The following is a 12,767-nucleotide window of genomic DNA, read 5'->3' on the forward strand; positions in this document are numbered from 1 at the left end:
GCCGTGACTAGCGTTGATGCATGTGGCCCGAGGCAGAGGCACACGCTCGCCAAGCCCGGTGTCACGACACAGACAATCGCAACAGACGCGGGGGACAGCATCATGAAATTAGTCATCGGACTTGATGGCCAAAGCTCGGGGAAGAAAGCCCTCGACTTTGCCAGGAGTATCGCCAAGGCCAGCGAGGCGTGCGAGCTGATCGTCGTCTACGTGATCGAATGGTCGCCTTTCTCGTTCCAGACGGCGGAAGAGAATGAGCAGCGGCACAAGCGGCGTGAGGAAGAGATTGCGATTGCGATGGAGCGGGTGGTGGAGCCTGCCGTCGCGTCGTTGAAAGCGGCGGGGCATGACGCGCGTGCCATCGTGCGCCACGGGGATGTGGCCGACACGATTGACGCGGTCGCCCATAGCGAAGGGGCGACTCAAATCATCGTCGCGCGCTCCAGTGCCGGGGGCTTTTCCTCGCGCATCTTTGGAAGCTCAACTGCCAATCTGGTGATGAACGCGCGCGTTCCCGTCACCGTCGTCGCGTAAGGAGCCGGGACCATGAGAAAGCTATCATTCTGTTCTACTGGCGATCGTGGCCTATCTGGCCGTCGCCCTGCCGTCCTTCGCGCAACAGGCAGCAACCACGCTTGATGAGCGTGTGAACGCGGCCTTTGCAAATGCGACAGGCTGGTTCGTGAGCTTCATCTTTGCGCCCATTCCGGGCACCAATTTCAGCTGGATCGTGCTGTGGCTGGTCGTGGGGGCGACCGTGTTCACGATCTACTTCGCCGCCGTGCAATTCCGCTTCTTCGGCCATGCGATTGCTTTGGTCAAAGGCGATTACAGCGACCCGAACAATGCAGGTGAGGTCAGCCACTTCCAGGCGCTGGCGACCGCGCTGTCGGGCACGGTTGGCCTGGGCAACATCGCGGGCGTTGCCGTTGCCGTGGGCATTGGTGGGCCGGGAGCGACATTCTGGATGATCCTGGCGGGCCTTCTGGGCATGGCGTCCAAGTTCACCGAATGCACGTTGGGCGTGAAATACCGCAACGAATACCCGGACGGGACCGTTTCGGGTGGGCCGATGTACTACATCTCGAAAGGGTTCAAGGAGTTGGGCCTTCCGGGCGGCAAGATCCTGGCCGTGCTGTTTTCGATCTTCTGTATCCTGGGGGCGCTGGGCGGGGGCAACATGTTCCAGGCCAACCAGGCCCATGCGCAGATCACTCAGATCACGGGCGATTATCCCGGCTGGATCACCGGCCTTGTCTTCGCGGCCATTGTCTTTGCGGTCATCGTGGGCGGGATCAAATCCATCGCCAAGGTGACAGAGAAGGTCGTGCCGTTCATGGGCATCCTTTATGTCGGCGCCGCACTGGTCGTGATCATCGTCAACTACGACATGATCGGCTGGGCCTTTGGCCAGATCTTCGTCGGCGCCTTCACGGGCCTTGGCGTTGCCGGTGGCTTGATCGGCGCGCTGATCCAGGGCTTCCGGCGCGCGGCGTTCTCGAACGAGGCGGGCGTGGGTTCGGCGGCGATTGCGCACTCGGCCGTGAAGACGAACGAACCCATCACCGAGGGCTTCGTTTCTCTGTTGGAGCCGCTGATCGACACCGTCGTGATCTGCACCATGACCGCGTTGGTGATCATCATCAGCCAGCAGCTTCTGATCGATGAAGCCACCGGCCTTTACATGCTGAACGAAGCGGGCACCGCGGTGGCCACGGTCGACGGCAATAGCGGTGTCGCGCTGACCTCGGCGGCGTTCGGGTCCGCGATATCGTGGTTCCCCTATGTGCTGGTTCTGGCGGTGGTGTTGTTCGCCTTCTCGACCATGATCTCATGGTCCTACTATGGGTTGAAGGCGTGGACCTATCTGTTTGGCGAAGGCAAGACGACGGAGCTGATCTTCAAGCTGATCTTCTGCGTCTTCATCGTCATCGGTGCAGCTGCGAGCCTTGGGCCTGTCATCGACTTCTCGGACGCTGCGATCTTTGCGATGGCTGTGGTCAACATCTTCTGCCTCTACTTCCTGATGCGGGTCGTAAAGGCCGAGTTGACGTCTTACAGCGCACGGCTGAAGTCGGGTGAGATCAAGAAGTTCACGCACTAAGGCGAGCTGATCTGGGATTGGGAGAGGCCGCGGGGGACCCTGCGGCCTTTTTCGGTTTGCGGCGAGCGGGAAAAAATCATCGTTCACATGGGGATATTGCCCCAAAGACTTGGCGTTCGTGCAAAGCTAGGCAGAACGCACTGCAAGCTTGTTGAAGGACCCTTTCCCATGCGCCCCGTTTACCTGATCGCCCTCCTTTCCATGACGACGACTGCGGCCTTTGGGCAGACGGCGATTGACCGCTGCACCGGCCTTTTGGACGCGGAGTTGATCGACCGATCCTCGGTCAGTGAGACGCGCCAGACGATCATGAACGAATTCAGCAGTTTCTGTTCGCAGGAGGGATCGTTGAGTGCGGCGTTTGAAAGCACGAGTTTCGGGTTTCAGGGCGCGATGCAGCGGGGGCGGAATTCGGGCTCAGGCGGGTTAAGCTATGACAACACTAGCGGCACAACGGAGGAATGGTTTCGCAATGTCTGCGATCAGGGCTCCAGCGCGTTTTCGGATTTTCTGGAAACCGATACGTTTATCTCATCCGGCGCGGGGGTGACGCAGCAGTACAATGAGTGTGTGGCCACTTTGGTCGGCGCGGGCCAGACCTTCCTGACCGGTGAGCTGAGCGAGACCGGCGTACTGGAACGGTTCACGGTGCAGTTCCGGTATGAAGCGGGAAGCTCTGGCCCGCGCACGGTGACGCTTTCGGGCATGTCGGGTGATCCGATTGCCTGCTTTGGCGATGCCTCGGACACGGATCCGATCAGCCGGGAGAACACCATCGAGTTTAGCGGCGAGCGGTCCATCACCTGTGAATTGCCTGGTGGTCAGACGGCGGCGGGCGGGACGTTCCGCTTTACCTCGCCCAATGGGCCGTCGCGGGAAGTGCCCTACAGCTATGTGGCGCGAGATTTGGTGGCGGAGATGGAGGCGCGGATTTCGGCGGATTATGCCGCGCGCGTCGAGGCGGCGGTGCCTGCGGGGCAGGTTTCGATGTTTGCGTTGGAGGCGTGCCCGGCGGGATGGCGGCTGCACGAGGGGCTGGCCGGGGGGCGCGTGGCCGTCGGCGCGATGGATGGGATCGGTGCGGAGGTCGGTGCGGATAGTGTAGAGATCCCGCGCGAGGCCCTGCCGCGCCAGCCGCTGCGCCTTCCAACGGGGAGCACCCCGGGAGACCCCGGGACTTATGGCACGTCCAGAAATCCCAATGCCATTGCGGTGACGGGACAACAGGGCAATTACGGATCTGCTGTGCGGTTGACCGACTATATGGGTTTGGGGGAGCCGCTTGAGCTTCCCACCCCACCCGGCATCGCGTTGCTGCCTTGCGTGCGGCAGTAAGGTTTTGGGACGGGCCAGCCTTTGCCAGCCCGTCCCTTTACGCGCTTAGGCCGTGACGTTTGCGTCGTCGGGCTTGTGCAGGCCGACCACCAGCAGAACGGTTGCGCCGAGAATCCAGTAGTAGGCGGCCTCAATCCCCGTGAAGCCGAAGACGAACGGGGCTGCGACGAAGACAAGGCCCACGGCGCCGTCGACGGCAAGGTGCAGCTTGTAGGGCAGCACGCGGATCAGGCCCAATTGGTGATCTGTCAGAAGCGTCAGGATGAAGGCGGCGACGCCCGTGGTGACGGAGAGGTAGAGGGCCACGGGGTTGATGGAGCCGATGCCAAGGATGAAGGGTATGATGATCAAGCCAAGGGCGACGGGGTAGTCGAGATAGGCGTGCAGGGATTTGGTGATGAACCGCATGGGAGCGTTCCTTTCAGGGGAGGGTCAGGAGTTCGACAGCGCGGCGACGCCGAGGGGGACGGAGAATTCATCGCACCAGATGTAGACCTCGTTGAAATCGGCGAGGTTCAGGCCCTCGGGCACGAGATAGGCTTGCAGGCCGTTGATGCTGGTCAGATCACCCAGATCGGAGGCGGCGACATATTCGCCGTCGATCCCGAAGCCGACGCTGGGATCGGGGGCGCCATCGAGGCTGAAATCTGCATCCAGAATGACGACGGCGCCGCCGCCTGCGGTTTCAACGATCGAGACGCCACCGGTGGTGATGTGATCGCTGAGGCCCGAGAAGGAGCCAGTGGCCGTGATGCCGTCAGCGGAGGCGGCGGTTGCGAGGGTTGCTGCGGCGATGCCAAGGGCGAAGCCTGCGAAGATGAGCTGTTTCATGGGTTATTCTTTCTGTTTCCGATTGAGCGAAGTGTTTGTTTCGTGGTGCGTGCCGGGCGGTGAGTCGCCCGGTCTAAAAGAATGATTAGAGTTAGGAACCATTCGGTACAAAACACAAAAGAGTGATTGTGGACTGATCGGTTCCATATTATGTGCGGGCGTTGAAGGAGACAGAAATGGCGCGCCCCAGAGAGTTTGATGAATTGCAGGCCACCGAGGCCGCGATGAACGTGTTCTGGGAACACGGTTATGACGGTGCATCCATCGCGCTGTTTGCTGGACGGCATGGGGATGACGAAGGGCAGCCTCTACAAGGCGTTCAACGACAAGAAATCGCTCTTCCTGACGGCGATGGCCCGCTACGAGGCGGCGCAGGTGGCCCCGGCGATTGCGATCTTGCGGGACGAGGCGGAGCCGGATGGACGCAAACGCATCGCGCGCGTCTTCGAGAGCGTCGCGGATGCGGTGCGCAATGGGGATCGGCGCGGGTGCTTGTTGTGTTCAGCTGCGGCTGGTCCGTCGTTCGACGATCCGGAGATTGCCGAAGTGGTGGACGGATTGTTGGACGAGATGCGCAAAGCATTTGAGGTGGCGCTGGGCTGTTTCATGTCACCGGCGCAAAGCGAACCGATGGCGCGTGTCTTGCAGACGCAATATGTCGGGCTGCGCATTTTGGCGCGCGCTCAGGTGCCAGCTGAAGATCTGGACCGCAGCGCGCGCGCTGTGCTCGCCATGTTGGGCGAACGCCCCGTGATCTAGCCCGCTTTGGGTGTATTGACCCGCTTGCTGAGTTTTTCGTGGCTTTCCACCCGCTCGGAATAGCGATCCAGAAGGTAGTCGCGGTTGGAGCGGGTGAGGTGGGTGAATTTCACCAACTCCTCCATCACGTCGACGACGCGATTGTAGAGGGGCGAGGGCTTCATGCGCCCATCCTTGAACTGGTCCCATGCCATTGGGACGGAGCTTTGGTTCGGAATGGTCACAAGGCGCATCCAGCGGCCGAGGATGCGGAGTTGGTTGACGGTGTTGAAGCTTTGGCTGCCGCCGTTGACTTGCAGGACCGCCAGCGTCTTGCCCTGCGTGGGCCGCACCCCGCCCATCGACAGGGGAATCCAGTCGATCTGGCTTTTCATGATGCCGGTCATTGCCCCATGGCGTTCGGGGAGACCCAGACGAAACCGTCGCACCATTCCGCATTGCCGCGAAGTTCCGTCACTTTGGGGTGGTCCATGGGCGCGCCGTCGGGCTGCGGCAGGCCATCGGGGTCGTAAATCCGCGTCTCCGCGCCCAGGCGCCGGAGGAGCCTGTCGCATTCGTGGGCCAGCGCTTTGGAATACGAGACGTCGCGCAAGGACCCGTAGAGGATCAGGAAGCGCGGAGGTGTGGCCGGGTCGTATTCGGGGAAGAGCTTGGCCGGATCGAGCGCGTTGAATTGCGCCTCGTTCAGGGCTGGGAAGGTCTCATCAGTCATGGCGGGACTTTTGCGAGACCGGTGCCGAGATGCAACCGCCTAGCGCCCCGAATTGGGCGGTTTGCGCGTGACGGCCTCGACCAACTGGGCGACGGCGCGGGAGAGGCGGCCATCGGTCCAGCCGCGCAGGTAGTAGTAGCCCGCTGTTGCCCCCACGGCGGCACCGGCGGCGTCCACCATCAGATCGCCCATCGTGTCGTCGAGACCGGATTTCTGCATGTTGAGGCCGAAGATCTGGTCCATGCCATATTCAAACATTTCCCACAGCGCGCCGATCGCGAGTGCGAAGGAAAAGGCGAAAAGGGCGCCGATGGCGCGGGGACAGGGCGCGAGTTTGTCGCCGCGTACGAGGACGACGACCAGCACGGTCCCGACCATGCCGAAGCCCACCGCCGAGCCGGAATGGGCGGCAAGATCCCACCACCAGAGCCGTTCGTAGAAATCGAAGGCCTCTCCCAGAAAGACGGTGGCGGTGATGAAGATCGTGACGGCGGCAATGAAGCCCGCAGGCAAGCGCACGCCTGTCCAACGGCTGCTGAGGATGGGGATCAGGGTAAGGGTCACGGTGATGAGGGCGATGAAGACGAGGCTCCATTGCGCTTCGAACACACCCCAAAAGGCGACGAGGAGCAGGAGGCTCCAGACCGCATAGGTGATGGGGTGTTGGCGTTCGATCACTTGGTTTGCGCCGCTGATTGTGGGTTCTGCATTAGGGTGCGCCGCGAGAGAGCCCTTGCCAAGGGCGGCGTGAGCGCGTTGGTGGGGACGGTGTGGGCGAGAGGACGTCATGAGCGGATTGTTTCTGGTTGCGGTGCCGGGGCTGGAAGGCCCGTTGGAAGAGGAAGCGCTGGCGCTTGGCTTTGATGGTGTGCGGCGCGTGGCCGGCGGCGTGGAGGTGGATGGCGGGCTGGCCGAAGCCGCGCGCGCGAATGTTGAGATGCGCTGTGCCGTGCGGGTGCTGGCGCGGGTGGCAGAGTTTCGGGCGATGCATCTGGCGCAGTTGGACAAGCGGTCGAAGAAGGTCGCCTGGCGGGATTGGCTGCGGGATGATGTGCCGGTGAAGGTGGAGGCGACCTGCCGGAAGTCGAAGATCTACGTGAACAAGGCGGCGGTACAGCGCGTGGAGGGCGGGCTGAAAGCGGCGGGGATTGCGATTTCGAAGGAGGCCGAGATCGTGGTGAAGGTGCGGATCAACGATGATCTGTGCACGATCAGTCTGGATACGACCGGCGAGGCTCTGCACCGACGCGGGCACAAGGAATTCGTCGGCAAGGCCCCGCTGCGGGAGACGATGGCGGCAGGATTTCTGCGGGTCATGGGATTTGACGGAACGCAGGCCGTGGTGGACCCGATGTGCGGGTCGGGGACGTTTGTGCTGGAGGCCGCCGAGATCGCCATGGGGCTGGTTCCGGGGCGCAGTCGCAGCTTTGCCTTCGAGCAAATGGCGCGGGTTGAGGGTGCGGATTTTGCATATTTGAAGAACAAAGATGGGCGGGATGGTGCATCCGGGGGCGTGCGGTTCTTTGGGTTCGATCGCAATGATGGCGCCATTCGCGGCGCGCGCGGAAATGCGGAGCGGGCGGGGGTTGCCGGTATGGTTGCGTTTGAACGCGCGGCGGTGAGCGATCTGGTGCCGCCCGAGGGCCTGACCTCTGGTCTGGTGATGGTCAACCCGCCCTATGGAGGGCGGATCGGGGACCGGAAGCTTCTGTTCGGGCTTTACGGTGCGCTGGGAGGCGTGCTGGCGGAGCGGTTTGCCGGCTGGCGTGTAGGGATCGTGACGAGCGATGGCGGCTTGGCGAAGGCGACGGGGCTCACGTTGGAGGCCTATGGGCCGGTGGATCATTCGGGGACGAAGGTGAACCTCTACCACGCGCAGCTTTAGGGGGCGTTTGGGTTCAGTTCCTGTTGCCAGTTGGCAATGGATTCGACTGGGTAGACCAGTTGCAATGTGGTCAGGGCGAGGCTGTCGCGGCCGATGAAGGCGGCGGTGAGTTCGAGCAGGGCCACTAGAGCGAGGGTCACGGGCACGCGCAAATGCCAGGCGGCAAAGAAGCCGCCCATCATCCAGACATAGTCGGCCACCGCGTTCAGGATGCTGTCGCCGGTATAGCCCTGGTTGACGGTCGTGGCGCGGAACTGGCCGAGAACCCAATCGGTATGTTCGATCACCTCCCACCCGATGCCGGTGATGATGGCGGTGGCGAAGAGCACGTTGAAGCCAAGGCGCGGGAAGGCCAGGCGCCCGATGAGCGCGATCAAGACGCCGTGCAGGATGTGGGAGAGTGTGTACCAATCTGCGATGTGCTGGGAATTGCCGCTGTCCCAGATGGAGCCGACCCAAAGCCGGATCTCACCACAGGTGCAGATCCAGGGCTGGCCCCAAAAGGCGAGAACAAAGGCGATCAGGGGAATGCCAGCGGTGGCGGCGAGGGGAAGGGTCGTTCGGGTCACGTTTGCGATCTTCGTAAGGAACTTGCCTTTACAGCAAAGTCAGAGTTGACGTTGACGTAAAGGTTAGGTTTTCCTTACGCACCGGTTCAGGCGGCGGTTGCCCAGAGGAGGCGCCACCAAAGGGTTTCGTCGACGAACAGGATGTCGAAGACGTTCCAATCCTCCTCAACGATGACGGCATGTTTGGGACGCGCGAAGGTCAGGTTAAGGGCGTCTTTGAGACTGGGCAGGTAAAACTTGGCCATATCATTTGTGGCGAGGTTCTTGGGCTGCGGGTCTGGTGGAAGTGTGACGTTGCCTTCAAGGTCTTCCACGGCAAGTGTCCGGTCGAAGAACGCGGCGAAACTGTCGGCGCGTTCGCGCGACAGCCATGCGGCGCAATAGGTGGCCTCGGCATTTGGGTGGTACCTATAGGCCCAATTGAGATCGCCGATGGCGCCGGTATCGAGAGGCTCGAGTTCTTTCATCCAATTCCGGGCGGTACACGGTTTCGCATCTGGGCTGCGCTTAACCGGGCGATTCCAGCGCGATTTGGGGAGCCTTGGGCTGCGCATCGACATGGGGTGATCGCCCTTTAGCTGACCGGGGTGGCGAGTGTGATGGTGCCGTATTGCTCGAACGTGAAGCCCGGAAGCGGGCCAATATGGTAGACGCCCATCGCGGTGCCGCTGTTGCCGTCGAGGTCTAGGGACATGGTGAAAGACGTGGTTGTGCCGTCATCAAAACCCGAGCGGCTATCGAGCGCGATAGTGCCCGCAAAGAGGATGCATTCGTGCCCCTCGGCGCAGGCGATATAATTGTCGTCCGTCAAGGGTGGTGCGCCGCGCGCGACGACATCCCCAAACAGGTTCACATGGTCGAACGTGATGGTGAGGCCGTATGTGCCGTCGCCGTTGCGGGTCAGATCGAAGGTGAGCGCAGACCGCACGCCGACAGTCACGTTGTGAGCGCCGCCCGTATAGCTTTCGGTTTGCTGCGCGTCGGCGAGCACGGGGAGAAGCAAGGTCGCCAGCAGGGTGAGGCTGAATAAAAACGCACGCATCAAAAAGACCTTTCGCGGGCAATGGATCGTCTGAATTGCGTGAAGCGTAGCAGAGGCCCCGTTGCCCGGTATAGGTGCGCGGTTTCTATTGTTTTGGGAAATAATCCTCGCGCGTGCCCTCACGATACACATCCGCGGTGCAGCAATGCAGGCCGCCGCCGAAGGCATAGGCGTCGCGGAGGTCGACGGGGACGACCTCCATCCCGAGCTTGTCCATCTGTTCCATCTGGTAGACCTCGGACGCCTCGACGCAGACGGTTTTTGGGTCGAGGACGAGGACGTTCATGGAAAGCCAGGTGGAGGAATAGCAGAGCGGCGGGGGTGCGTTGTGGGCGGGCTGCGCGGCGTCGACGATTTCCCAATCGTTGTCGTTGAACAGCTTGCGCTGATCTTCGGGGAGGCGGCGCTGCGGGTTGTTGAGGATCAGGCCCGGGCGCAGCGGCGTGAAGGTCGCATCGATGTGGATCGGGTAGGGGTCGCCGGGGAAGTTCACCGTGTGCACGCGGTGATCGGGGAAGTGGCGCGCGAGCCATTCGATGCCCTTGAGGTTGGTGGTGAAGCCGTGCTGCACGACGAGGTCGCGGCCGAAACGGAGGACGTCAGCGGCGTCGAACAGGGGTTCTTCTTCGGTCGTGACGAAGAACTTCTCAGCCGCCCATTGAAGGCGCTTTTCGACGCCGATTTTGTCCGACTGAGGTAGTCGGGGTGGTAATCGGCATCGGTTAAGCGGGGCTTGGGCGCGGCCTCATGCCGGAAATTGGGGTCTTCCTCCCAGTATTTTTGCATGAGAGGACGGTAGTTGAGGTATTCGAACCAGCGGCAGCGATACGACATCGTTGCTTCAAGAATTTCTGAACCGACAGTCAGGAGCACGTCGCGGGGCGGCATGCAGCCGAACTGACTGTCGGTATGGAAATCGGGCGTTGTTGACAGGCGAGCGAGTGCTCGATAGATGTCGGGGCGATCGACACGGATGCCGCGGTCGGTCGAGCTGTTTGGCGAAACTTGTCCAGCAAGCTCGTTCGCGCGATCAATCGTCTCCTGCGGACGGCGGCCCCACTGGCCGCGCATGTCGCTGTCCTCAGGCACCTTGGCGTCGAGCGCGGGTTCTTCGGGCGGGATGTGGCAATCATCAGCCCGGCCCACGATGACGTGGCGCAAAGGATCCCATTCGTTCCAGCTGTTGACGATTGTTGTGTCGGGCGACCAAGCCATGGAGCTCTCCTTCGCGTACAGGGGGAGAGGGACCTGTCCAATCTCCCGATCAGATGTCCCGGCGTGCAGGAGGGTGAAAGGATTGGGACGGCCCGTACCGGCGACGCCATCGCCGGAAATCCGTGGATTTGCTAGCATAGGATTTTGCGCCACGACACCACTTTGATCGATCGATTGGGGCGCGGCGCTTTAGGCCCCTGAATGCATGCAGGAATAGAGCGTCGCGTTCACGAAATCTGTGCCTTGCATCAGCACAGTTGCACGGAAGGTTTCGCCCTCTGGCAGTGCCATCAGTGTGGCGTTTGTTGGCAGGGCAAGTTGGCCGTTATTGGCTGCATTGGTGCGGATCCAGTGGGCCTCCCCTCTTCGGTTTCGCGGAGGAGGATGTAGTCCTCTTCGAACTGCCATCTGTCGTCGCCCTGCACATCGACGGTGACACCCAAAGCCTGCCCGTTTGGGGTGAGGAGGTAGATCATCTCCATCCGACTGTTCACGAACTCCGGATCACCGCGGAATGAGATCACGTCGCTTGGTTGGCAGGTAAAGGTGGTCGCGGACAGCGGCGTTGCCATGGATGCTGCCAACAGGACTGCGGTTGCCTTATGCCTCAAGGTTCACGCCCTCTGCTTGCATGCCTTCATGCGCGGCTGCGAGGGAGCCATTGAAGTCGATTGCGCGGCAAAGATCCGTGCGGACGGTGACGGTGAAGCCGAGCTTTGCGGCATCGACGGCGGAGAAGTTCACGCAGAAATCGGTGGCGAGGCCAACAAGCGTCAGGTCGGTAATGCCGCGCGTCTGCAGGTAGCCTTCGAGGCCGGTGGGCGTTTTGTGGTCGTTCTCAAAAAACGCGGAATAGCTGTCGATCGCGGGGTTGTAGCCCTTGCGGATGATAAGGTCGGCGCGGTGGGTGAGTGAGGTCAGGGTGGAACTGCGCGCCGATGGAACCCTGGATGCAGTGGTCGGGCCAGAGGACCTGGGGGCCGTAGGGCATTTCGGTCAGGCTCATGGGTTCGGCATTGTGGGTGGAGGCGAAGGAGGAATGGCCCGCCGGGTGCCAATCCTGCGTCAGGATGACGGCAGGGAAATCGGCCATGAGGGCGTTGATGCCGGGGACGATCACGTCGCCTTCGGGCACGGCAAGTGCGCCGCCGGGGCAGAAGTCATTTTGCACGTCGATGACGAGGAGGGCTTGGGTCATGGGGTTGCTCCTTTGACCGGCAATTTACGCTTTTTACGCTTTGGATGAGTGGGCGCAATCTGTTGTCTTGTTGTCACGACACGAATCATCTTACCATGGCACCATGAAAAAGATCGAACGAATGCAGACGGGCCTGCGGTTGGAAAAGCGCATGGTGAAGGTGCTGAAGGGCACGGCGGAATATCTGGATATTTCCATGAGCGAGTTGGTGGAGTGCATGGCGCTGCACGCGTTCGACGGAAAGCTGGTGTTCGGCGAGGAGACGCGTGGGAAGATCGAGGCGTTGCGAGAGGTCTATGGGTTGGAGCTGACCTCGGCTGACGCCCATGGGCTGGAGGAGGAGTTTCAGTGAGTTACGACCACATGCTCGATACGATCCTGTCCGGGGAGATCCCGTGCACCGGGTTCAGCCATGCGGATCATCTGGGGACCGCCCATGCAGCGCTTGCGGCGGTGGGAGTTCTTCGAGGCGGCGCATCGCTATCGCGGATGGGATCCGGGCGTCGGCCACGGCGGCGGGCGCGCCGGAGAAGTTCAACGCGACGTTGACTTTGGCTTTCCTGTCGCTGGTGGCCGAGAGAATGGGCGACGAAGATAGCGAGACATTTGTGGCGGAGAATGAGGACCTGACGATGGAGACTGTGCGGCGGGCCGGGTACGATGCCGGGACGGCTAAGCGCATCCGAAGGCGCGGGACGGTTGGATTGTTGCCAGTGGGCGGTGTGATAGAAAAAGAACGTGCCGTTCCGGGCATAGGATAACGTGGTCTATTGATGCCGCTCTGAGATTCTAAGCGTATGGAGCGCGACTAGCGGTGCGAAGTGGACGATAGTCGTGGACGAGATCTCGGTCGCGGCACGAAGCATTGATGCTTGGCTTCGATGCTTCTGTTGCCTGCTGTTGTTCGGCGCCATTGGCGCATATTTCCATGTGTCTGCGACGATCCCGGAAAGACGGAGCCGGGCATAATCGCACTCGAGCCGCTCATCGCGGTTGCAGTATTTTGTGCGATGCGAGTCCTGCGACCTGGCGGGGTGCGCTTTTCACATGATGCATTGCCGAACGCCGCTAACCGACTGGCGCTTGGTTGGCTGGACCAAGACGAAATCCGCTTACA

14 protein-coding genes and 3 pseudogenes are annotated in these 12,767 nt (G+C 61.5%); 7 read left to right on the plus strand and 10 right to left on the minus strand.

Annotated features, from left to right (window positions below):
* The first annotated feature begins 102 nt into the window (after nucleotides 1–102).
* From ACZ1HK_RS14400 to ACZ1HK_RS14410, 3 genes are all read left to right on the plus strand, one after another.
* A complete protein-coding gene (locus tag ACZ1HK_RS14400) occupies nucleotides 103–534 on the plus strand; it encodes a universal stress protein (RefSeq protein ID WP_472629271.1) in 432 nt (143 codons plus the stop codon).
* Nucleotides 535–580: 46 nt separating this feature from the next.
* Complete coding sequence (locus ACZ1HK_RS14405; protein ID WP_472629272.1) at nucleotides 581–2,104, plus strand: alanine/glycine:cation symporter family protein; 1,524 nt, start codon at nucleotides 581–583, stop codon at nucleotides 2,102–2,104.
* A gap of 168 nt (nucleotides 2,105–2,272) precedes the next feature.
* Nucleotides 2,273–3,439: a hypothetical protein gene (locus ACZ1HK_RS14410; RefSeq protein ID WP_472629273.1), complete on the plus strand. Its 1,167-nt coding sequence runs from the start codon at nucleotides 2,273–2,275 to the stop codon at nucleotides 3,437–3,439.
* A 45-nt stretch (nucleotides 3,440–3,484) separates the two neighbouring features.
* On the opposite strand, the gene ACZ1HK_RS14415 is transcribed toward ACZ1HK_RS14410, so the two are convergent.
* Nucleotides 3,485–3,847 carry an SPW repeat domain-containing protein gene (locus ACZ1HK_RS14415; RefSeq protein ID WP_472629274.1) on the minus strand — a complete coding sequence of 121 codons (363 nt, stop codon included), beginning with the start codon at nucleotides 3,845–3,847 and terminating at the stop codon, nucleotides 3,485–3,487.
* A gap of 24 nt (nucleotides 3,848–3,871) precedes the next feature.
* Complete coding sequence (locus ACZ1HK_RS14420) at nucleotides 3,872–4,270, minus strand: DM13 domain-containing protein (protein ID WP_472629275.1); 399 nt, start codon at nucleotides 4,268–4,270, stop codon at nucleotides 3,872–3,874.
* A 249-nt stretch (nucleotides 4,271–4,519) separates the two neighbouring features.
* On the opposite strand from ACZ1HK_RS14420, the gene ACZ1HK_RS14425 reads away from it, so the two are divergent.
* On the plus strand, nucleotides 4,520–5,029 hold the full coding sequence (locus ACZ1HK_RS14425) for a TetR/AcrR family transcriptional regulator (protein WP_472629276.1): 510 nt from the start codon (nucleotides 4,520–4,522) through the stop codon (nucleotides 5,027–5,029).
* Here ACZ1HK_RS14425 and arsH read toward each other — a convergent pair.
* Nucleotides 5,026–5,741, minus strand: a pseudogene (gene arsH / locus ACZ1HK_RS14430) (arsenical resistance protein ArsH). The gene ACZ1HK_RS14425 and the pseudogene arsH sit on opposite strands and share 4 nt — an antisense overlap.
* Nucleotides 5,742–5,780: 39 nt before the next feature.
* The gene (locus ACZ1HK_RS14435; RefSeq protein WP_472629277.1) at nucleotides 5,781–6,419 is read right to left on the minus strand and encodes a DUF2238 domain-containing protein; all 639 of its coding nucleotides are present in this window, start codon (nucleotides 6,417–6,419) and stop codon (nucleotides 5,781–5,783) included.
* 109 nt (nucleotides 6,420–6,528) lie between these two features.
* Here ACZ1HK_RS14435 and ACZ1HK_RS14440 point away from each other — a divergent pair, with 109 nt between their 5' ends.
* Nucleotides 6,529–7,626: a THUMP domain-containing class I SAM-dependent RNA methyltransferase gene (locus tag ACZ1HK_RS14440; protein WP_472629278.1), complete on the plus strand. Its 1,098-nt coding sequence runs from the start codon at nucleotides 6,529–6,531 to the stop codon at nucleotides 7,624–7,626.
* On the opposite strand, the gene ACZ1HK_RS14445 is transcribed toward ACZ1HK_RS14440, so the two are convergent.
* From ACZ1HK_RS14445 to pncA, 6 genes and pseudogenes are all read right to left on the minus strand, one after another.
* Entirely contained in the window at nucleotides 7,623–8,195 is a 573-nt protein-coding gene (locus ACZ1HK_RS14445; RefSeq protein ID WP_472629279.1) for a DUF2585 family protein, read from the minus strand. The two genes, ACZ1HK_RS14440 and ACZ1HK_RS14445, sit on opposite strands and share 4 nt — an antisense overlap.
* Nucleotides 8,196–8,281: 86 nt before the next feature.
* Nucleotides 8,282–8,662 carry a hypothetical protein gene (locus ACZ1HK_RS14450; RefSeq protein ID WP_472629280.1) on the minus strand — a complete coding sequence of 127 codons (381 nt, stop codon included), beginning with the start codon at nucleotides 8,660–8,662 and terminating at the stop codon, nucleotides 8,282–8,284.
* A gap of 107 nt (nucleotides 8,663–8,769) precedes the next feature.
* Complete coding sequence (locus ACZ1HK_RS14455) at nucleotides 8,770–9,237, minus strand: hypothetical protein (RefSeq protein ID WP_472629281.1); 468 nt, start codon at nucleotides 9,235–9,237, stop codon at nucleotides 8,770–8,772.
* Nucleotides 9,238–9,322: 85 nt separating this feature from the next.
* A pseudogene (locus ACZ1HK_RS14460) lies at nucleotides 9,323–10,452 on the minus strand (serine/threonine protein kinase).
* A gap of 290 nt (nucleotides 10,453–10,742) precedes the next feature.
* Nucleotides 10,743–11,024, minus strand: coding sequence for a hypothetical protein (locus tag ACZ1HK_RS14465; protein ID WP_472629282.1), 282 nt, complete (start codon nucleotides 11,022–11,024; stop codon nucleotides 10,743–10,745).
* A gap of 28 nt (nucleotides 11,025–11,052) precedes the next feature.
* Nucleotides 11,053–11,650 (minus strand): annotated as a pseudogene (gene pncA / locus ACZ1HK_RS14470) (bifunctional nicotinamidase/pyrazinamidase).
* Between the two features lie 121 nt (nucleotides 11,651–11,771).
* Between pncA and ACZ1HK_RS14475 the strand changes: the two are divergent.
* Both ACZ1HK_RS14475 and ACZ1HK_RS14480 read left to right on the plus strand, forming a co-directional pair.
* A complete protein-coding gene (locus ACZ1HK_RS14475; protein ID WP_472629283.1) occupies nucleotides 11,772–12,002 on the plus strand; it encodes a hypothetical protein in 231 nt (76 codons plus the stop codon).
* 229 nt (nucleotides 12,003–12,231) lie between these two features.
* Entirely contained in the window at nucleotides 12,232–12,411 is a 180-nt protein-coding gene (locus ACZ1HK_RS14480; RefSeq protein WP_472629284.1) for a hypothetical protein, read from the plus strand.
* Nucleotides 12,412–12,767 lie beyond the last annotated feature (356 nt).

Source organism: Gymnodinialimonas sp. JB5-7, assembly GCF_055693405.1.

Excerpts from the sequence above, each read along its gene's own strand:
- ACZ1HK_RS14400 (WP_472629271.1), top strand. The coding sequence starts at position 103 with ATGAAATTAGTCATCGGACTTGATGGCCAAAGCTCGGGGAAGAAAGCC.
- ACZ1HK_RS14410 (WP_472629273.1), top strand. The coding sequence starts at position 2,273 with ATGCGCCCCGTTTACCTGATCGCCCTCCTTTCCATGACGACGACTGCG.
- ACZ1HK_RS14415 (WP_472629274.1), bottom strand. The coding sequence starts at position 3,847 with ATGCGGTTCATCACCAAATCCCTGCACGCCTATCTCGACTACCCCGTC.
- ACZ1HK_RS14420 (WP_472629275.1), bottom strand. The coding sequence starts at position 4,270 with ATGAAACAGCTCATCTTCGCAGGCTTCGCCCTTGGCATCGCCGCAGCA.
- ACZ1HK_RS14425 (WP_472629276.1), top strand. The coding sequence starts at position 4,520 with ATGACGGTGCATCCATCGCGCTGTTTGCTGGACGGCATGGGGATGACG.
- ACZ1HK_RS14440 (WP_472629278.1), top strand. The coding sequence starts at position 6,529 with ATGAGCGGATTGTTTCTGGTTGCGGTGCCGGGGCTGGAAGGCCCGTTG.
- ACZ1HK_RS14450 (WP_472629280.1), bottom strand. The coding sequence starts at position 8,662 with ATGAAAGAACTCGAGCCTCTCGATACCGGCGCCATCGGCGATCTCAAT.
- ACZ1HK_RS14455 (WP_472629281.1), bottom strand. The coding sequence starts at position 9,237 with ATGCGTGCGTTTTTATTCAGCCTCACCCTGCTGGCGACCTTGCTTCTC.
- ACZ1HK_RS14465 (WP_472629282.1), bottom strand. The coding sequence starts at position 11,024 with ATGGCAACGCCGCTGTCCGCGACCACCTTTACCTGCCAACCAAGCGAC.
- ACZ1HK_RS14475 (WP_472629283.1), top strand. The coding sequence starts at position 11,772 with ATGCAGACGGGCCTGCGGTTGGAAAAGCGCATGGTGAAGGTGCTGAAG.
- ACZ1HK_RS14480 (WP_472629284.1), top strand. The coding sequence starts at position 12,232 with ATGGGCGACGAAGATAGCGAGACATTTGTGGCGGAGAATGAGGACCTG.